The 17,461-nt window shown below is 48.8% G+C and carries 22 protein-coding genes; 10 read left to right on the forward strand and 12 right to left on the reverse strand.

Annotation, left to right across the window (positions count from 1 at the left end):
- The first annotated feature begins 3 nt into the window (after window positions 1-3).
- Window positions 4-804 (forward strand): tRNA (guanosine(46)-N7)-methyltransferase TrmB, encoded by an 801-nt coding sequence (trmB, locus tag QUE62_RS01260; RefSeq protein WP_286223932.1) that lies wholly within the window; start codon window positions 4-6, stop codon window positions 802-804.
- Here the strand turns inward: trmB and QUE62_RS01265 are convergent.
- Complete coding sequence (locus QUE62_RS01265) at window positions 801-2,291, reverse strand: NAD-dependent succinate-semialdehyde dehydrogenase (RefSeq protein ID WP_286223933.1); 1,491 nt, start codon at window positions 2,289-2,291, stop codon at window positions 801-803. The two genes, trmB and QUE62_RS01265, sit on opposite strands and share 4 nt — an antisense overlap.
- Window positions 2,292-2,811: 520 nt before the next feature.
- Here QUE62_RS01265 and QUE62_RS01270 point away from each other — a divergent pair.
- Window positions 2,812-3,636, forward strand: coding sequence for a lytic transglycosylase domain-containing protein (locus tag QUE62_RS01270; RefSeq protein WP_286223934.1), 825 nt, complete (start codon window positions 2,812-2,814; stop codon window positions 3,634-3,636).
- On the opposite strand, the gene nusB is transcribed toward QUE62_RS01270, so the two are convergent.
- Genes nusB through ribBA form a run of 3 tightly spaced genes read right to left on the reverse strand, consistent with a single transcriptional unit; the run spans window position 3,633 to window position 5,797 of the window.
- Window positions 3,633-4,118, reverse strand: a complete 486-nt coding sequence (nusB, locus tag QUE62_RS01275; RefSeq protein WP_286224696.1) for a transcription antitermination factor NusB — start codon at window positions 4,116-4,118, stop codon at window positions 3,633-3,635. The two genes, QUE62_RS01270 and nusB, sit on opposite strands and share 4 nt — an antisense overlap.
- A gap of 4 nt (window positions 4,119-4,122) precedes the next feature.
- Window positions 4,123-4,608 carry a 6,7-dimethyl-8-ribityllumazine synthase gene (ribH, locus tag QUE62_RS01280; RefSeq protein WP_286223935.1) on the reverse strand — a complete coding sequence of 162 codons (486 nt, stop codon included), beginning with the start codon at window positions 4,606-4,608 and terminating at the stop codon, window positions 4,123-4,125.
- Window positions 4,609-4,618: 10 nt separating this feature from the next.
- Window positions 4,619-5,797 carry a bifunctional 3,4-dihydroxy-2-butanone-4-phosphate synthase/GTP cyclohydrolase II gene (gene ribBA, locus QUE62_RS01285; protein WP_286226933.1) on the reverse strand — a complete coding sequence of 393 codons (1,179 nt, stop codon included), beginning with the start codon at window positions 5,795-5,797 and terminating at the stop codon, window positions 4,619-4,621.
- A gap of 145 nt (window positions 5,798-5,942) precedes the next feature.
- On the opposite strand from ribBA, the gene QUE62_RS01290 reads away from it, so the two are divergent.
- From QUE62_RS01290 to QUE62_RS01315, 6 genes are read left to right on the forward strand one after another with little or no spacing between them, the layout of a single operon-like run.
- A complete protein-coding gene (locus QUE62_RS01290) occupies window positions 5,943-6,185 on the forward strand; it encodes a hypothetical protein (protein ID WP_286225575.1) in 243 nt (80 codons plus the stop codon).
- Window positions 6,182-6,832, forward strand: a complete 651-nt coding sequence (locus QUE62_RS01295) for a hypothetical protein (RefSeq protein ID WP_286261775.1) — start codon at window positions 6,182-6,184, stop codon at window positions 6,830-6,832. The genes QUE62_RS01290 and QUE62_RS01295 overlap by 4 nt, the downstream gene beginning before the upstream one ends.
- Window positions 6,833-6,846: 14 nt before the next feature.
- Complete coding sequence (locus tag QUE62_RS01300; RefSeq protein WP_286261777.1) at window positions 6,847-7,236, forward strand: hypothetical protein; 390 nt, start codon at window positions 6,847-6,849, stop codon at window positions 7,234-7,236.
- The gene (locus tag QUE62_RS01305; RefSeq protein ID WP_286261780.1) at window positions 7,229-7,810 is read left to right on the forward strand and encodes a GspH/FimT family pseudopilin; all 582 of its coding nucleotides are present in this window, start codon (window positions 7,229-7,231) and stop codon (window positions 7,808-7,810) included. Before QUE62_RS01300 ends, QUE62_RS01305 begins: the two co-directional genes overlap by 8 nt.
- Before the next feature lie 39 nt (window positions 7,811-7,849).
- Entirely contained in the window at window positions 7,850-8,971 is a 1,122-nt protein-coding gene (ribD, locus tag QUE62_RS01310; RefSeq protein ID WP_286261782.1) for a bifunctional diaminohydroxyphosphoribosylaminopyrimidine deaminase/5-amino-6-(5-phosphoribosylamino)uracil reductase RibD, read from the forward strand.
- Window positions 8,972-9,005: 34 nt separating this feature from the next.
- Window positions 9,006-9,626, forward strand: a complete 621-nt coding sequence (locus QUE62_RS01315) for a riboflavin synthase (protein WP_286223942.1) — start codon at window positions 9,006-9,008, stop codon at window positions 9,624-9,626.
- Here the strand turns inward: QUE62_RS01315 and queC are convergent.
- The 7 genes from queC to tolQ form a co-directional block, all read right to left on the reverse strand.
- Window positions 9,623-10,300, reverse strand: a complete 678-nt coding sequence (gene queC, locus QUE62_RS01320; protein WP_286262526.1) for a 7-cyano-7-deazaguanine synthase QueC — start codon at window positions 10,298-10,300, stop codon at window positions 9,623-9,625. The two genes, QUE62_RS01315 and queC, sit on opposite strands and share 4 nt — an antisense overlap.
- Window positions 10,301-10,390: 90 nt before the next feature.
- Window positions 10,391-11,110 (reverse strand): tol-pal system protein YbgF, encoded by a 720-nt coding sequence (gene ybgF / locus QUE62_RS01325; protein ID WP_286261784.1) that lies wholly within the window; start codon window positions 11,108-11,110, stop codon window positions 10,391-10,393.
- Window positions 11,111-11,121: 11 nt separating this feature from the next.
- On the reverse strand, window positions 11,122-11,631 hold the full coding sequence (pal, locus tag QUE62_RS01330) for a peptidoglycan-associated lipoprotein Pal (RefSeq protein ID WP_286223945.1): 510 nt from the start codon (window positions 11,629-11,631) through the stop codon (window positions 11,122-11,124).
- A gap of 93 nt (window positions 11,632-11,724) precedes the next feature.
- Complete coding sequence (gene tolB / locus QUE62_RS01335; protein WP_458574688.1) at window positions 11,725-13,023, reverse strand: Tol-Pal system beta propeller repeat protein TolB; 1,299 nt, start codon at window positions 13,021-13,023, stop codon at window positions 11,725-11,727.
- 35 nt (window positions 13,024-13,058) lie between these two features.
- The gene (tolA, locus tag QUE62_RS01340) at window positions 13,059-13,835 is read right to left on the reverse strand and encodes a cell envelope integrity protein TolA (protein ID WP_286261786.1); all 777 of its coding nucleotides are present in this window, start codon (window positions 13,833-13,835) and stop codon (window positions 13,059-13,061) included.
- Window positions 13,836-13,847: 12 nt separating this feature from the next.
- Window positions 13,848-14,270 (reverse strand): protein TolR, encoded by a 423-nt coding sequence (gene tolR, locus QUE62_RS01345; protein WP_286223947.1) that lies wholly within the window; start codon window positions 14,268-14,270, stop codon window positions 13,848-13,850.
- A 5-nt stretch (window positions 14,271-14,275) separates the two neighbouring features.
- The gene (gene tolQ, locus QUE62_RS01350) at window positions 14,276-14,950 is read right to left on the reverse strand and encodes a protein TolQ (RefSeq protein ID WP_286261788.1); all 675 of its coding nucleotides are present in this window, start codon (window positions 14,948-14,950) and stop codon (window positions 14,276-14,278) included.
- A 104-nt stretch (window positions 14,951-15,054) separates the two neighbouring features.
- Here tolQ and glyA point away from each other — a divergent pair, with 104 nt between their 5' ends.
- Window positions 15,055-16,302, forward strand: coding sequence for a serine hydroxymethyltransferase (gene glyA / locus QUE62_RS01355; RefSeq protein WP_286223949.1), 1,248 nt, complete (start codon window positions 15,055-15,057; stop codon window positions 16,300-16,302).
- A 5-nt stretch (window positions 16,303-16,307) separates the two neighbouring features.
- Window positions 16,308-16,754 carry a transcriptional regulator NrdR gene (gene nrdR / locus QUE62_RS01360; protein ID WP_108507803.1) on the forward strand — a complete coding sequence of 149 codons (447 nt, stop codon included), beginning with the start codon at window positions 16,308-16,310 and terminating at the stop codon, window positions 16,752-16,754.
- A gap of 5 nt (window positions 16,755-16,759) precedes the next feature.
- Here the strand turns inward: nrdR and adk are convergent, their stop codons facing one another.
- Window positions 16,760-17,422, reverse strand: a complete 663-nt coding sequence (gene adk, locus QUE62_RS01365) for an adenylate kinase (RefSeq protein WP_286261789.1) — start codon at window positions 17,420-17,422, stop codon at window positions 16,760-16,762.
- Window positions 17,423-17,461 lie beyond the last annotated feature (39 nt).

Genomic DNA, 17,461 nt, shown 5'->3' on the forward strand with positions numbered 1-17,461 from the left:
GGCATGGATAAATTCCTGCCATCAAATCATCCTCATAGAAAAATTCGCTCCTTTGTTCGTAGAGCAGGACGCACTACAAGTGCCCAAGAGCATGCGATCGCAACTTTAGGTGGTCAATTTTTACTACCGTTTCAAGATGCATTATTTGATTGGTCAGTATTTGGTCCGTCGTATCAGAATGCTCTGCGCATTGTCGAGATCGGCTTTGGCATGGGTGAGTCCACCGCTCAGATTGCGCAAGCTCGTCCCAACGATATATTTTTAGGTCTTGAAGTTCATGAGCCCGGGGTTGGCGCACTTCTTAAACGCATTGGTGAGTTGGATCTTCACAATCTTCGCTTAATTTCCCATGATGCTGTTGAGATACTCGAGCGGATGATTGCACCCAATTCTTTGGATGGGGTTCACATTTTCTTTCCAGATCCATGGCATAAAACGCGTCATCATAAACGTCGCTTAATTCAAAAAGAATTTGTAGAACTACTCGTTTCCCGATTGAAGCCTAATGGCTATCTTCACCTGGCAACGGATTGGCAGCATTACGCGGAGCAAATGCTCTTAGTTCTCAATCACCATCCTCTGTTACGAAATCAATCCACTCAAAAAGTTCGCTTAGGAGCCATTCTCGGCATCGATCAGGATCAAACTATTGGTGGTATTGATTGGACGGCGGAGCAGTTACAGGGGATGCATGAGGGTTTTGTCGATAAGCCCTCGTATCGCCCGCAGACCAAATTTGAGAATCGTGGTCTCAAATTAGGCCACGGGGTTTGGGATTTGCTCTATCGTAAGCGTGAGACTTAAAGCCCCATGCATACGTATTTCATTTCAAGGTACTCGTCGACTCCCCAAGAGCTACCCTCGCGGCCTAAGCCAGATTGCTTGACTCCCCCAAATGGGGCTACCTCATTTGAGATCAGTCCGGTATTGACTCCCACCATGCCAAATTCGAGCGCTTCAGCGACCTTCCAAACCCGACCAATATCCCGACTGTAAAAGTAAGACGCTAGACCAAATTGACTGCTATTGGCCAGTCGAATCACTTCATCATCATTCTCAAATGGTATGACCGGTGCAACTGGACCAAAGGTTTCTTCATGGGTAATGAGCATGCTATTGGTTACATTGGTAAGAACCGTTGGTTCATAAAACGTTCCACCCAAACTTGCACGTTTACCGCCAATTACAAGTCGCGCCCCTTTGCTAATTGCATCCGCTACATGTCGCTCCACCTTTTCAATGGCCGCTTGGTCGATGAGAGGCCCTTGAGAAACGCCTTGCTCTAGACCGTTTCCAATTTTGATTGCTTTGGTTGCAAGGGCTAACTTTTCTACAAACGCATCGTGCACTTTTTTATGTACATAAAACCGGTTGGCGCAAACACAAGTTTGCCCGGCATTTCGGTATTTGGAGCTCATTGCGCCCGATACGGCAGCATCAATATCGGCATCGTCAAACACAATGAAAGGCGCATGACCACCAAGCTCTAAGGAGAGCTTCTTGATCGTTGGAGCACATTGCGCCATAAGAATACGACCCACCTCTGTAGAGCCGGTAAAGGATAAATGGCGAACGGTTGGGGATTCGCAGAGGACCTTACCAACCGCAATGGATTGCTCAGCATCGGCGGTCACGATATTAATGACCCCTTGCGGGACCCCTGCTTGATTCGCTAGTTCCGCAATTGCGAGCGCTGACAGCGGCGTTTGTTCTGCAGGCTTAATCACGATAGTACATCCGGCTGCCATTGCCGGAGCGATTTTGCGAGTAATCATGGCAATCGGAAAGTTCCATGGGGTAATGGCAACACAGACCCCAATGGCTTGCTTTAAAACAATGGTGCGCTTATCACTCCAAGTGGTTGCTGGAATGGCGCCCATGACTCGTTTGGCTTCTTCGGCAAACCATTCCACAAAGGAGGCGCCGTAGACCACTTCCCCCTTAGCTTCGGCAAGGGGTTTGCCTTGTTCAAGTGTCATGAGGGTGGCGAGATCATCCGCATTCGCCAAAATTAACTCAAACCACTTGCGCATGACCTGGGCACGCTCTTTGGCCAGCTTCCCCTTCCAGGCATTGAGAGCTAGCTCGGCAGCAGAGATCGCTTCTTGGGCATCGGAGACGTTCAAATTGGCAACCTCAGCAATAATTGCGCCATTGGCGGGATTGGAAACGGCAAATCGAGCGTTCCCTGACGCTTTCACCCACTGGCCGTTGATAAAAGCATCTTCATGAAAAAGACTGGGGTTTTTGAGGAGTTTGCGGATATCAATCGTTGAATTGGGGGCGTTCATGATGTTCTTCTTTTAAGTGGGTGGTATCTCGATGGCTTAGTGTAATCCCAACCGTAGTGGAAGATTATTGGCAATGATTGGCTCCAGAAGGAGGGGTGCTTGACTCTAGACATACAAAAATAGATCCGCCAATCGTATTGCCTATGGAGCGAATGCTGATTTCTAAAAACTACTACCAATAGTGGATATGACTCAGTTGACAGCCTATAGGTAGTTAGAGTGGTATGTGTTTTTTTCCAAAATATGAAAATATGCCCCGAATAAATGTTTTTTTCATGATGAGGAATGAGTGTTGACTAACTTAATTAAATCATTGTTTTAATTGATCTTTTTATATTCAGTAGCGCATCATATTAGGGTTTAAACCGATAATATGAATTAATTGATATATAAAATCATTTCTTTATTCTTGACAGGTTATATAGGGGTTTCTAAGATTCGGCATGTTTAACAGTTGTTGCACTGCAATATAAATTGAGTCTAGTTATTTAGATTCTTTGTATTGTGTGTGACCCAAGCAATGAAACCATTTAATTTGCCAAAGACAATTGGGATTGAACAGCACTTGGCCTCTGCATCCTTAGCTAGGCTCATACAACGCCTTTTTGCATTTATGGTTGCCGCTATTCTTGCTGTTTGGTTGCTTGGCCCCCGCACCGGTGCTGGAATATTTGATCTTGCCCACTACTTAGTTCCTGCAGAGGCCCGTGCACTGATTCTTGGGGCGGATAGCGCTGAAATCTTAACGGCTGATGAGTCGTCTAATCAGCTCAAATTTTGGAGCTCAAATCCTCAGAGCATCCCTTCTATTGCGGGACCCGCATCGCAAATCCCAGGACATTTGGTCGACTTAAGTGCAATTGATCGCTCTATATTGCGATCTGAGAATGAGCGTCGCGCGGTGGCGGAGCATTTAGCTAAAAAGTTTCGGATTTCTTTAGAAGACACTCTTTTCTATGTCAATCAAGCCATGATGGTGAGTAAAGAGGTCAACTTAGACCCCACCCTCATCTTGGCGGTGATGGCGACGGAATCTAGCCTAAACCCGCGCGCTGAGAGCCGTGCGGGTGCACAAGGATTAATGCAGGTTCGAACCCATGTCCATCAAGAGAAATTTGAGCCCTATGGCGGCCCCTTAGCGGCCTTTATCCCTGAGGCGAACATTCGGGTGGGGGCTCTGATTTTGAAGGCTTGTATCGCTCGCGCTGGATCGCTTGAGGATGGTTTAAAGAGTTATTTGGGCGCCCCCAATGCAGCTAGCGGGATTGGTACCTATACCCATAAGGTATTCACAGAGCGCGAAGAGTTGCGTAACGTTGCGCGCCGCTTAGGCGGTAACGTTTAATCTGCTGCGATTTCAGCTTGCCGCAGTTTTTGGGCAAGCTGATCCAAAACCCCATTGACGTATTTATGGCCATCGGTGCCACCAAAGGTTTTTGCTAACTCCACAGCTTCATTAATTGCAACCTTGTAGGGTACCGATAGATCAGCAGCTAACTCATAGGTACCGATCAGCATGGCAGCATGCTCTACTGGTGATAGTTCAGCCAAGGGTCGATCCAACTCCGGAATAATGAGTGCATCAAGTTCTTGGTGCTGGCCGACCACCCCCTTGAAGATGCTGGAAAATAAATCACCCTGACATTTTTTAAATGCCGGATCTTCGCCAAGTTGTTTTGTGATCGCACTGATTGTTAAGGGGGCATCGCTTAGCTCGCCCGCCTTTTGAATCACCAAATACTGATAGATGCCCTGCAAGGCATACTCGCGGGCACGCCTTCGCGGCGTGAGCGAGCGCTTTGGGTTTTGGGTCGATCCAGCCGTCATGTAATTACGCTGACTCAATATCGAGATCAGGATTGATTGCTAGGGCGAGATTAGCCATTTCAACCGCGGCGCGGGCACAATCACGACCCTTTTCAAGGGTGCGTGCAAATGCTTGATCATCGGTATCGCACGTTAGCACCCCATTGGCAATCGGAATGTCGTGATCCAAACTAATGCGAGTAATGGCGCTCGCAGATTCATTAGAGACTAATTCAAAGTGGTAGGTTTCTCCCCGAATCACAGCGCCCAGGGCAATCATGGCATCAAACTCGTGGGTCTTCGCAAGTTGGGAGAGGGCAAAGCCAATCTCTAAGGCACCAGGTACTGTAACAAGTTGAATGTCTTGATGAGCAACACCTAAATTGAGTAACTCAGTAATGCAGGCTTCCGATAGCGCTTTGCAGTGCTCTTCATTAAAACGAGCTTGCACAATTGCCACCCTTAGGTCTTGACCATTTAAGTCAGCCTCAAAGACATCGATGTCGTTCATGCGCTATTCCTCAAGATGAGATTGGTGTGTAGGGGATGTGATCAATAATTTCTAACTGATAGCCAGACAAACTCGGTACTCTAGAGGAGTTGGCTAGTAAACGCATTTTGCGCACACCCAAGTCTTTAAGTATTTGTGCCCCAATTCCGTAACTACGGAAATCGGTTTTTCGCTCCGTACCGGATTGACCGGGTGGTTTTGAAGTTTTGTGATTGGAACCTTGGTCCAATTGAGTTAACTTCTCAAACTGTGAGAGCCATTTGAGCTCGTTGGGAGCAGCAACTCCTGCAGCATTAAGTAAAACAGCAACGCCGCAGGGTGAATTGGTGATCACTTGTAGGGCTTTACTTAAAGGCCAGGAATGCGTGGATTGATCAATATCCAAAAGATCCAAAACAGTAACCGGTTCATGAACCCGCACAATCGATTCTTCAGCGGACTGCGGGTCTCCTTGAACCAGTGCAAGGTGTAAGCAGTTACTCGGCGTATCTCGATACACTACACCCGTAAATCGACCCCAAGGGCTGGCAAACTCGCGCACGCCTTCGCGCAACACAATACTCTCTGTTTGACTGCGATACTGAATCAGATCCGCAATCGTTCCAATCTTGAGTTGATGCTCTTTAGCAAATTCGATGAGATCGGGCAAGCGTGCCATACTGCCATCGTCTTTCATGATTTCGCAAATCACGGCAGTGGGCGAGCAACCAGCAAGACTTGCTAAATCACAACCGGCTTCCGTGTGGCCAGAGCGAATTAAGACACCTCCAGGTTGAGCCATTAAAGGAAAGACGTGACCTGGCTGAACCAAGTCGGCTGGTTTGGCATTTGGGGCAACTGCGGCCTGGATGGTGCGTGCTCGATCAGCTGCTGAGATCCCAGTCGTTACGCCACTGGCGGCTTCAATCGAAACCGTGAAGTTTGTACCTAGGGCAGTGCCATTGTCTCGAACCATCAGAGGCAGGTTTAATTGCTGGCAACGCTCTTTCGTGAGGGTGAGGCAAATGAGACCGCGACCATGCTTGGCCATGAAGTTAATGGCCTCAGCACTGACGTGATCAGCGGCAAGAACTAAATCACCTTCATTTTCACGGTCTTCTTCATCAACCAAGATGATCATCTTGCCAGCACGAAGGTCGGCCACGATCTCATGAACGGGGCTAATGGCTGGTAATAGTGAGTTTGGCATGGTTGTGGAATTTGCAAATAGAGCGTCATTTTAAGCCTTCTTGCTCTTTGTAGGGCTCTACAACAGGATTTTCAGAAGAGGCTGATGGTGAAGCCCTGTGGATTTATGAACAATCTTGGGGATCAGCCACTTCAGGAGAATCCTAATGAACGATGACCATTTACCCGAATCTGGAATGGTCTTATTTGAGCTTTTGATTGCGATGGCCCTTATCGTGGGCAGTATTAGGGTCGCCCACACGGTTTATTCAAAACTCGTCATGAAGTCTATTCAATTAGAGAAGTCCCATGCCGCATGGATTCATCGGAAGAACCAGCATGAGATTGCAATTTATTTGAATCGATTCAAAAGCCAGCAACCAAAAAATTCGCCTCGATCAAAACAATGAGCCTACTAGCGTGCTTAACAGCACTCACACTCAGCGCTATTTTGCTTTTGCCATCTGCATGGTTAGTTCATCAAGTACTTACTCATCACGCTCAGCTCGAGGATCGAGTTTTGCTACAACAGAATATGGATCGCTCACTGGAGTTAATCAGTCGAGCGATTCAAGGTGCGGGGTATCAATCTAGCTCAATGCAGAATTCATTGACAGCAAACCCAATCACCATCCAAAAAGGCGGCTCTTCTCGCGGTTCTGATGCCATTGTGCTTACCCAAGATATTCCGGACAAATTAGGGTATGACTGCATGGGTAATCCTTTAGCACTCGAACGCACTATCAAACAACAGGCCTATCAGCGGTTTTATGTAGAACCCAGTCGGCATGATTCTCGAACCCAGACGCTGATGTGTCAGAGCGTCGATCGTCAAGGTCGGTTACATCAGGGTGAAATTCTGAGTAAGGTTCAGTCCTTGCAGATTAACTGGGTAAGAGCACATTCACTGAGCCAAGCGCCTACTATCTCTCGGACCCCAAGCGGCCTGGTTGGCATTACTCTGCGCGTACAACCCCATGGAGGGTCAAATAACCCAACGCGGGTCATCGAGCAGACGCGCTACATTAGTAAGCGCCATGGCATTTATAACCCATGATATTGCTTTGGGTGATGAGTCTTTTACTTTATCTGGCATGGGCGGTAGCCCAGTTAGAGTCGGTGATCGCCCTTGAGATTCAATCGCAAGCGACCCAGGTCCAATATCTGTCCCAGTTTGAGAGAGCGGAAGCGCTCTCAACCCAGTGTGAAGATCAGCTTAGAAGATCATTGATTCATGAGCCTAATTCGTCGCAGGAGGACCTCGATGTATTAGGTTCGGAGGGCTGTCGACTAAAGCTCATGAGTGCAACACAAATAGTCCATCAACAGAAACATCCAATGAAAAATACGCTACTAGTCGAGATGGAAGTTGGTCAAGGAATTCGGCTTCGTAGCATGCTTCGTTATCAAATCTCCAGCCAACACCTCAGCCGCATCAATTGGCAGCTAATCTATGAGTAGAGGACAAGAATATTATTCATTTCACTCGCGAGGGTATGGGGAGCGGGGGTATACCTTATTGGAATTGATGGTGGTCATCGCGCTCATCAGTTTGCTGCTGATGTTTGGGGTTCCTCAAATCCAAAATCAGTTCTATGAGCGAGAGCTCGAGCATGCGGCGCGCCAGTTCATTTACCTCGCACAGTTTGCAAGACAGCGCGCTCTCTATGGGGGTCGCGATATGCTCTTAAAGCCAAGAGCAAGGAATGATGATGAAGCGAATTGGAATTCAGGTTGGCAGCTTGAGGGCCTTGATATAAATGGCTCGCCAGAAAAGATTGTCCGACATTCCTTACCTGCCAATATTGCGATTCATTCCAAGGGGTTTATGGATCCACATTCTGGCCAAAGTCAGATTCGATTTAATCCTGCGGGCGGGGCGAAATCAAAACATGGCGGCTTTGTCGCTAATCGCTTGATTTTTGCTCACATCAAGAACACATCCCTGCAGCGTCATGTCATCTTGGCAGCAAGTGGCCGCTGGCGTATATGTAACCCAAATTCTGCAACGAATCCAAAAGGGCTGGGTTGTTAGTGTATTTAGTCATATCAATAAATCGGGTTTAATAGCACTATGACCCAATTTAGTTCACTTGATCAGCAGATGATGGCCCTAGCACTTGAAGAGGCCAATAAGGCGCTGTACCTTTCTAACCCCAATCCACGGGTGGGTTGCGTGATCACCAAGGGTGAGCAGATTTTGGGTAAAGGATTTACCCAGCAAGTGGGGTCTCAGCACGCTGAGATTGAGGCGATCGCTAATGCACGACGGTTGGGAGCAGGTGACGCTGATTTTGCTGCCAGTACGTTTTATGTCACGTTGGAACCTTGTTCGCATACTGGTCGCACACCCCCGTGTTGTGATGCGCTGATAAAACTTTCTCCACAGCGCGTGGTCATTGCCATGCAAGATCCCAATCCCAAGGTCTCGGGGCAGGGTATCGCAAGCTTACAAGAGCATGGCATTCAGGTGGATCTTGGTTTAATGGCGCATGAAGCGGCCTTACTAAATCCTGGATTTATCAAACGCATGACCCAGGGTCTTTCATATATGCGCATGAAGATTGCATCGAGTTTGGATGGTCGTACTGCGCTACTCAATGGTAAGAGTCAGTGGATTACAGGACCAGCTGCGCGTGCCGATGGTCATCATTGGCGGGCCCAAGCATGCGCCATTCTTTCGGGGGTGGGTACGGTCAGGGAAGATGATCCAGCTCTCACGGTACGTGAGGTGAGCACTCAGCGTCAGCCATTACGAGTGATTGTGGATTCGCAATTGGAGATTCCGTTAGGAGCTAAGGTGCTATGTGATGCGAATGCCATCATCGTTTGTGCTAATCCAGAGCTAAGCCACTTACAGAAAACCCAAAAAGAGTTGGCGGAGCGCGGTATTGAAGTAGTGCAACTTGCGAATGCAAAGGGTAAGGTGGACTTACCTAAACTCCTTGCGTATTTGGCTAAAGAGCGTGAGATTAATGAAGTGCATGTTGAAGCAGGTTACAAATTAAATGGTTCACTCATTCGTGAGGGCTGTGTCGATGAGCTACTCATCTATCAGGCGCCCTGCTTTTTGGGTGAGGGCCTGGGAATGGCCAATATTGGACCGCTTCAAGAGCTCTCTGAGCGCAGTGCTTGGAAGATTATGGAGCACACTTTGATCGGAGATGACCTGCGCATTCGTGCTGTACGCCCATAGTATTTACTGCTCTCCAAACTGATATAGTGCATTCATGTTTACTGGAATCATTACCGCGATTGGTGAAATTACCCATCTCGCTCCCAAAGGGGATGGCCTCCATTTAACCGTCACAACCCCTGCTAACTATCTTGATGATGTGGCGATCGGGGATAGCATCGCCCTTAATGGCGCCTGCATGACGGTTACGACTATGCAAGCCAACGCCTTTGAAGTGGATGTTTCTAAGGAGTCGATCTCAAAAACAACAGGACTCGACAAACTTGGTTCTGTGAATCTAGAAAAGGCTCTACGATTTAATGATCGTCTCGGAGGCCACTTGGTCAGTGGCCATGTCGATGGAATAGGTACGGTTCAATCATTTACCCCCGTTCAAGGCGATGCCTATGGCTCATGGAAATTAGTAATCGATGCCCCGCAATCATTGGCCCCTTATCTGGCCTACAAAGGATCGATAGTAGTCAATGGCGTATCGCTAACGGTCAATCAAGCGGGGCCCAAAGATCAATCTCAATGCCCCATTGAAATTAACATCATTCCTCATACCCTGGATCACACCACCCTTGGCCAACTCAAGGTAGGCGATCACGTTAACTTGGAAGTGGATCTGATCGCGCGTTATGTGGCGCGCATGCTTAGTAAAGACTCAACTTAATACTGATATCTCGTTGGATCGGCTACCCCAGCCTCTTTAAATCCTACTTTACGAAGTTGACACGATTCACAAACGCCGCAGGCTTGACCTTCTTGATTGGCTTGATAGCACGAAACGGTTTGGCTGTAGTCGATTCCTAAGGACTGACCCAGTTGAATGATCTGGGCCTTACTCATGGAAATGATGGGCGCGTGGATCCGAAATCGGTGCTGCTCATTAGTAGATTCGACCCCAGCTTTTGTGGCTAAGTTCGCCATGGTTTCGAAGGACTTCACATACTCAGGCCGACAATCTGGATACCCAGAGTAATCCACTGCATTAGCACCATAGAACACATCAATACTGCCTAGAGACTCGGCCCAGGCTAGGGCCATCGAGAGCATGATGGTGTTGCGAGCGGGTACATAGGTAATCGGGATGTCTGTTGTCTTTGGATCGCCCTCGGTTGGAACACGCAGCATCTCGTCAGTGAGGGCGGACCCACCAAAGCGGGCAAGATCCAGGTGGATAACTTCATGGCGCTCAATACCGAACGACTGGGCAATCCGTTTTGCAGCATCTAACTCAGACGAGTGCTTTTGGCCGTAATGAACTGAGAGGGCATAACAGCGATAGCCGAGTTGTTTGGCAAGCGCCAGAATAGTCGTGGAGTCCAAACCGCCAGAGAACAGAATGACTGCAGGGCTATTGGGAGAGCGTGCCTGTGCTGGAGTAAACGAATGCCGGAGAGCAGAAAAGTCCAAAATTAGAAATCCAGGATTTACTTACTTGATATTGGCAACAATCGACTTTGCTTCTTTGGCAGCCTCAGAGTCTGGGTATTTGGTAATTAGATCGCTTAGGACCTTTTTGGCCACCGCTTTCTTCCCCGACTCAAGATTGGCATTGCCAAGCGTGAGCATTGCTGGGGGAACCCGTTGATGGCCTGGGAAGCGGGTAATCAAAGTTTGTAATTGATTGATGGAGCCGTTGTAATCCTTCAGTGCGTACTTGGTATTACCGGACCAAAAGAGTGCAAGGGGTAAATAAGGGCTAGATGGGTATTTCCGGATAAACGCATTGAGATCGGTATCGGCTTTTTTGAGCTGATTGTTCTGAAATGCATTGAGCGCTTCTTCATATGCAGACCGCTCACCAGGTTGAACCACACCAGTCACACCTTCCACCTCGACGGTTTGAGGTTCAAATCGAGTCAGGCGATTATCTAAATCTTGATAGTAGGTTTTTTGATTCTTGGTGAGATCTTCCGTTTGCTTTTGCAAGGTCTCGATTTGGCCGCGTAGTTGGGCGTTTTCTGTACGCAGTTTCTCGATTTGATTTTGTAAATCCAGAATCGCGCCTTGCGAGGCTTGAACCGATTTGCGCATCTCTAGGATTGCTTTGCGAGCCTCGTCATCCGAGAAGATCGCCCACGCATTACTTGAAAGTAATGCCCCCAATGCAATCGTAAGAGCGGTGCGAGTAAATCTGGAGATAGCGGTCAAGCGATTTGCTCTTATTTGGTGATGTAAATGATGTCAGCGCGACGGTTCTCAGCCCATGCAGCTTCGGTGTTACCCTCTGCTTTGGGTTTTTCTTTACCAAGACTTACGGCCTCCATTTGGCTATCGGGTACGCCCAGCGCTGCGAGTGCTTTACGAACGGCATCTGAGCGTCGTTGACCAAGAGCGAGGTTATATTCGGCAGTACCACGATCATCGGTATTGCCCTGAATCATGATCTTTTGTTGGGGGTTTTGTTTTAAGAAAGCGGCTCCGGCTTGTAGCATATTTTGATATTGGGGTTTGATGGTGTATTCATCAAAGTCAAAATAGATGCTGCGCTGAAAGAGCGGGCTCTTAGGGTCATTCCATGGCTGAGAAGCAATATTGCTACTCTTGGCCTCTTGGGTTTTCATGGTACTGACATCATCTAATTTAACGCCCGACGAGCACGCACTGAGTAAGCCAATGCCTCCCAAAATGCTGGTTAGTACTAAGCGACGCTGGGGTGATGTGGTTTTCATGCGCTCTCCCTCGAATAAATTGATGGTCTTCGTAAACCGATGAATTACATACTGACCACTATTATGCCTCGGATCATGCATCACTAAAACCGATTAGCGATCCATAAATGGTCCCCAGGATGGTTGACGTACATCGGATCCTGGAACACTTAATATTTGTTTGACATAGCCATCAACCGAAACCGCTGCTAATACTTTTTTACCCCCGACTTGGGTTGAGTACAGAATATAGCGACCGTTGGCCGCAAAACTTGGGGACTCATCAAAGCTGGTATCGGTCATTGGAGTGCTATCACCCGTGAGGAGATTCATTAAAAAGAGCTTGAAGCCGCCGCCTGCACCGCCGATGTAAGCCAAGTACTTACCATCGGGTGAGATACGCGCTGAGGTTGCATAGGGTTGCTTAAAGGTGATTCGTCTAGCTGGTTCGCCGCGCTCTCCATCGGCACTCATCCGATAAATTTGTGGATTGCCGCCACGATCGCTCGTGAAATAAATAAATTTACCGTCGGGAGAAAACTGTGGCTCGGTATCAATCGTATTGCCTTGTGTGAGGCGCCTTAGATTACTGCCATCGGCATTGACTCGATAGATTTGCGTATTGCCATCTTTGGAGAGTGAGATTGCTAGGCTTTTGCCGTCGGGAGCCCAGGATGGGGCGCTGTTGTTGCCGCGCTCATTGGAGAGAACAATGCGACGGCCTGTCGCCAGCTCATGCACATAAACGATGGGCTTGCGATCTTCAAAGGATACATAAGCGATCTTTTGACCATCGGGCGACCACGCTACAGAAATGATGGGCTCACTACTATTGAGCGCGTTGCGCATATTCTGACCATCGGCATCCGAGATGACTAAGCGATAGCGCTTACCCTCTTTCATGACATATGACAGACGGGTGGAGAATACGCCGCGCTCACCCAAGAGTTTGAAAATGATGTCATCTGAAATTTTGTGGGCTGCTAGGCGCAAGTTATCTTCACTGGCTGAAACAATTAATCCATTAAGACTCTCGCCCTTACGAATGTCGTATAAGCGGTAACGAACCTCATACTGCCCTGGGGATTTTTGGGTGACCGACCCAACTGCCAAGGCATCAGCGCCGCGCGCCGCCCACGTTTTGAAGTTAGGAACAACTTGATCGTCTTCGACTCCATTGCCAAGCTCGACATTTCGGAAGTAACCACTACGTGTGAGATTTTGGCGAATCACATCAGAAATCTTGACCGGTAATTTGTCCTCATCTTTAAATCGGGAAACCGCAATCGGATAGAGGGTTTGGCCAACACCCTTGATCTCAATATTCATTTGAGCATGCGCGGGGTTGATGAAAAGCCCCATGATGATGCCAAGTGCCAGTAGGGGAATGGTGCATAAGCGCTGGAATATCATGATCAATATTCTAGACGCTTGTTATGAACCCTGAATTAATCTTTTGGTTTAAAGGTTAATTTGATTTGACGCATCGGGATTTTGCCGTTTTCGTCACGCGGTAGGCTCTCGGCACGATCAATCGCAATTAGGACCGCACGATCCCAGGCTGGATCGGTGCTGGGCGAGGTCACGGTCCGTTTCAAAATCATGCCATCGGGAGCGAGATCAACCAATACCACCACCGTTGGATTACCGCTGGTGGACTCAGTATTAAAGACGATGAGGGGTTTAATTTTCTTGCGTACCCGATCGGCGTAGCCGGGTGGGGCATTACCGCCCGCACCGACGCCATCACCCACTTTGCCGCCACTACCGCCTTCAGCACCTGCAGCTGCTTTTAAACGGGCCAATTGATCCAGGCGTGCTTTCTCCGCAGCAGCGGCAGCTTTTTTAGCAGCCGCATCTTCTTTAGGGTCAGCCTTTTTCTCGGGTGGCTTGGATTCTGCTTTTTTCTCAGGCTTGGGCTCGGGTTTTCTTACTGCCTCTTTGGGTGGCTCAGGCGGTGGTTTGGTTTTCTTAATAACGATCTCAGCCGCTTCGGGCTTTACATCCATTATGGGGGCGGGTGTAACACTTGGGGGTGGAACGCTTGCATCCCAGAGCTCAACCTCAACACCAGCAGGGCTGGAACTCGTTTTCCAATGAATCCCTAAAGCAAGGAGAGTAATCAGAAAAAGATGGGCCCCTAATGAGAGTACAAGCGCTTTGGTGGTTCCTGGTTCGCGATCCGCATGAAACTGCCACGAGGCATTAAGGGTTGCGCTACTCATGCTGACTCATCATTACTGACTACGAACCGCCAATCCCACGCGTTTAACACCATTTTCTTTTAAGCGAGACATCACATCCATCACCACTTCGTATTTGATGGATTTATCGGCCGCTAGAACAACCGGTTGCTCGGCAGATTTCTCGGCTTGGGAGCGCGCAAAGGCGCCGAGCTCCAATTTAGAAATGGTTTGTGCGCTTTCACCCTCTTTACGAATCGTAATGGCCTCATCAGCGCCAATCGTAATAAAGACTGGGGGTAGGGCTTGAACCTTGGCGCCTCCCACCGTTGGAAGATTGACCACTCCGGGGTTAACGAGTGGGGCGGTCACCATAAAGATGACTAAGAGCACCAACATCACATCGATGTAGGGGACCACATTAATGTCCGCAATCGCTTTCCGACGAGAGGAGCGAAAGGATGAGCGGCTAGCCATGATGATTAGAGGCGAGCGCCTTGACGTTGCAAAATATTCGTGAACTCTTCGATAAAGGATTCAAAATGAATCGAGAGGCGATCAATATCGGTGGAGTAACGGTTATAAGCCACGACCGCAGGGATGGCTGCAAATAATCCGATCGCAGTAGCTACCAGCGCTTCTGCAATGCCTGGGGCCACAGACGCAAGAGTCGCTTGTTGCACATTGGCCAAACCGCGAAAGGCGTGCATGATCCCCCAGACTGTTCCGAGGAGTCCAATGTAAGGAGATACTGAGCCAACGGATGCTAGAAAGGGCAAATTGGCTTCAAGGCGATCCATCTCGCGTTGATAGGCGGCTTTCATCGCGCGCCGTGCCGCATCGATTTCTTTGGCCTTTAAAAACTCCTGCATCCCGGCAGCGAAGATGCGCTCTAAAACTGCTGCATTGATTTGGGTACCAGCGCTACTCATTTTGCGCTGGGCAGCCTCAAATAAGGTTTGTAAGTCGCCACCCGCCCAAAAATCACGCTCAAAGCGCTCCGTCTCACGGCGCGCTGCGCGTAAGTTTGAGCCCTTTCGAAAAATGATGGTCCACGAGGCCACAGAGAGGCTCAAGAGCAATACCATCACCGCTTGAACCAAGATGCTGGCGTTGAGAACCAGGGTCAGAATAGAAAGGTCTTCAGTAGGGTTCATAAGGACTTTGTATTATGGAGGGTAATTTTAGCCAATCCTCACTGGATTGCCGCAATTTAATTGTCGTATTTTGGTATTGATTTGTGATTAATTAGGAAGCCACTATGTTTGATCGTCAGCACACTTTAGCGCACATTGACCCTGAGTTATGGACTAGCATCCAAAACGAGAACCGTCGTCAAGAGGAGCATATTGAGCTCATCGCCTCTGAAAACTATACTTCGCCTGCAGTGATGGCCGCTCAGGGCTCGCAATTAACCAACAAATATGCTGAGGGTTATCCCGGCAAGCGCTATTACGGTGGCTGTGAGTTTGTCGATGTGGCTGAGCAATTGGCGATCGATCGAGTCAAGAAATTGTTTGGAGCCGACGCCGCCAATGTGCAACCCCATTGCGGAGCATCGGCTAATCAAGCGGTTTTCTTGGCCTTTCTGAAGCCTGGCGATACCTTTATGGGCATGAGCCTTGCTGAGGGCGGACATTTATCGCATGGTATGGCCCTTAATATGAGCGGTAAATGGTTTAACGCGATCTCCTATGGACTCGATCAAAACGAAGCGATTGATTACGAGCAAATGGAGCGCTTAGCGCGTGAGAAAAAACCAAAACTCATCATTGCTGGTGCGTCCGCTTATTCTTTGCAGATTGATTTTGAGCGCTTTGCAAAAGTAGCCAAAGAGATCGGCGCTATTTTTATGGTCGATATGGCGCACTACGCAGGATTGATCGCTGCAGGTGTGTACCCCAATCCAGTGCCTTATGCCGACGTGGTGACCTCAACGACGCACAAGAGTCTACGTGGTCCACGCGGTGGCATCATTCTCATGAAAGCTGAGCATGAGAAAGCCATTAACTCTGCGGTATTTCCAGGTATGCAAGGTGGGCCGCTAATGCACGTGATTGCGGCAAAGGCGGTGGCGTTTAAAGAAGCCTTGGAGCCCAGCTTTAAAGACTATCAAAAGCAGGTAATTGCCAATGCGCAAGCCTTAGCAAATTCGTTGATTGAGCGGGGCCTACGGATTGTCTCGGGTAGAACGGAGTCGCACGTGATGCTCGTCGATCTACGTGCGAAGAAAATTACCGGTAAGGAAGCCGAGGCCGCATTAGGCGCTGCTCACATTACCGTGAACAAAAATGCGATTCCCAACGATCCTGAGAAACCGATGGTGACGAGTGGGATTCGCTTGGGCTCACCCGCCATGACCACGCGTGGCTTTAAAGAGGCCGAAGCCAAGCAAGTGGGGCAACTAATTGCGGATGTGCTCGATCATCCGAATGATGCCAATCATTTGGCAAAGGTGCGCGAGCAAGTGAATGCGCTTACTAAACGTTTCCCCGTCTACGGAAATTAAGCCCCATGCGTTGCCCGTTTTGCCATAGTGACGATACCCAGGTGATGGATACCCGGGTATCGGATGAGGGCGATTCGGTCAGACGCCGCAGGCGCTGTGCATCGTGCGATAAGCGCTTCACCACTTACGAGCGGGCTGAATTAAGTCTGCCGGCCATTGTGAAAAAAAATGGCAGTCGCGTGGAGTACAGCCATGAGAAGTTAGTAAGTTCAATTCGTTTGGCATTGCGCAAACGCCCGGTTTCCTCGGATGCAGTTGATGATGCGATCGGACGCATCGAAGAGAAACTGATGGCATCCGGCGAAAAAGAAATCCCTAGCGAGCGGGTTGGTGAACTGGTCATGCGTGAACTTAAGCGCTTAGATAAAGTCGCCTACATCCGCTTTGCATCGGTCTATCGTAGCTTTGCCGATCTCGAGTCGTTTGAGAGCGCTCTCAAAGAGCTAAAGTAAAAAACTTACTGCAACGCTGCAAAGATTGCTTTGGTGATATCGTCCACCGAACCCGTGCCTGATACCTTGCGATAGGCAGGCGCCTTAACCCCAGAGCTTACTGGCTCGCTTGCCCACTTTGAGTAGTAGTCCACTAGTGGGCGTGTTTGATCGGTGTAGACCTGTAGACGTTTTTTTACGGTTACCTCTTGATCGTCATCGCGCTGAATAAGTGGCTCACCCGTTACATCATCTTTGCCGTCTACTTTTGGAGGATTAAATTTGATGTGATACGAGCGACCAGAAGCAGGGTGCACACGGCGACCACTCATACGTTCAATAATGGCATCAAAAGGCACATCGATCTCAAGCACATAGTCAATCGGCACCGCCGCATCTTTCATGGCTTGCGCTTGCGGGATGGTTCTGGGAAAACCATCAAATAAATAACCTTTATGGCAATCCGGCTGGGTTAAGCGATCTTTGACGAGGCCAATAATGATGTCGTCAGAAACCAGGCCGCCCGCATCCATGATTTTCTTGGCAGCGATTCCGAGGGGGGTACCCGCTTTGACTGCAGCGCGCAACATATCGCCAGTGGAGATTTGCGGAATACCAAATTTCTCACAAATAAATTGAGCTTGCGTTCCCTTGCCCGCACCTGGAGCACCTAGCAAAATTAAGCGCATGTCATCCCCTGTCTTATTTTTTCATTCCCTATAGTCTAA

Source organism: Polynucleobacter sp. HIN9 (genome assembly GCF_030297635.1).
Lineage (GTDB): Bacteria > Pseudomonadota > Gammaproteobacteria > Burkholderiales > Burkholderiaceae > Polynucleobacter.

What these genes read in the sequence shown, in the direction of transcription:
- trmB (WP_286223932.1), top strand. Translation starts at nt 4, where the DNA reads ATGGATAAATTCCTGCCATCAAATCATCCTCATAGAAAAATTCGCTCC.
- QUE62_RS01265 (WP_286223933.1), bottom strand. Translation starts at nt 2,291, where the DNA reads ATGAACGCCCCCAATTCAACGATTGATATCCGCAAACTCCTCAAAAAC.
- QUE62_RS01270 (WP_286223934.1), top strand. Translation starts at nt 2,812, where the DNA reads ATGAAACCATTTAATTTGCCAAAGACAATTGGGATTGAACAGCACTTG.
- nusB (WP_286224696.1), bottom strand. Translation starts at nt 4,118, where the DNA reads ATGACGGCTGGATCGACCCAAAACCCAAAGCGCTCGCTCACGCCGCGA.
- ribH (WP_286223935.1), bottom strand. Translation starts at nt 4,608, where the DNA reads ATGAACGACATCGATGTCTTTGAGGCTGACTTAAATGGTCAAGACCTA.
- ribBA (WP_286226933.1), bottom strand. Translation starts at nt 5,797, where the DNA reads ATGCCAAACTCACTATTACCAGCCATTAGCCCCGTTCATGAGATCGTG.
- QUE62_RS01290 (WP_286225575.1), top strand. Translation starts at nt 5,943, where the DNA reads ATGAACGATGACCATTTACCCGAATCTGGAATGGTCTTATTTGAGCTT.
- QUE62_RS01295 (WP_286261775.1), top strand. Translation starts at nt 6,182, where the DNA reads ATGAGCCTACTAGCGTGCTTAACAGCACTCACACTCAGCGCTATTTTG.
- QUE62_RS01300 (WP_286261777.1), top strand. Translation starts at nt 6,847, where the DNA reads ATGAGTCTTTTACTTTATCTGGCATGGGCGGTAGCCCAGTTAGAGTCG.
- QUE62_RS01305 (WP_286261780.1), top strand. Translation starts at nt 7,229, where the DNA reads ATGAGTAGAGGACAAGAATATTATTCATTTCACTCGCGAGGGTATGGG.
- ribD (WP_286261782.1), top strand. Translation starts at nt 7,850, where the DNA reads ATGACCCAATTTAGTTCACTTGATCAGCAGATGATGGCCCTAGCACTT.
- QUE62_RS01315 (WP_286223942.1), top strand. Translation starts at nt 9,006, where the DNA reads ATGTTTACTGGAATCATTACCGCGATTGGTGAAATTACCCATCTCGCT.
- pal (WP_286223945.1), bottom strand. Translation starts at nt 11,631, where the DNA reads ATGAAAACCACATCACCCCAGCGTCGCTTAGTACTAACCAGCATTTTG.
- tolB (WP_458574688.1), bottom strand. Translation starts at nt 13,023, where the DNA reads ATGATATTCCAGCGCTTATGCACCATTCCCCTACTGGCACTTGGCATC.
- tolA (WP_286261786.1), bottom strand. Translation starts at nt 13,835, where the DNA reads ATGAGTAGCGCAACCCTTAATGCCTCGTGGCAGTTTCATGCGGATCGC.
- tolR (WP_286223947.1), bottom strand. Translation starts at nt 14,270, where the DNA reads ATGGCTAGCCGCTCATCCTTTCGCTCCTCTCGTCGGAAAGCGATTGCG.
- tolQ (WP_286261788.1), bottom strand. Translation starts at nt 14,950, where the DNA reads ATGAACCCTACTGAAGACCTTTCTATTCTGACCCTGGTTCTCAACGCC.
- glyA (WP_286223949.1), top strand. Translation starts at nt 15,055, where the DNA reads ATGTTTGATCGTCAGCACACTTTAGCGCACATTGACCCTGAGTTATGG.
- nrdR (WP_108507803.1), top strand. Translation starts at nt 16,308, where the DNA reads ATGCGTTGCCCGTTTTGCCATAGTGACGATACCCAGGTGATGGATACC.
- adk (WP_286261789.1), bottom strand. Translation starts at nt 17,422, where the DNA reads ATGCGCTTAATTTTGCTAGGTGCTCCAGGTGCGGGCAAGGGAACGCAA.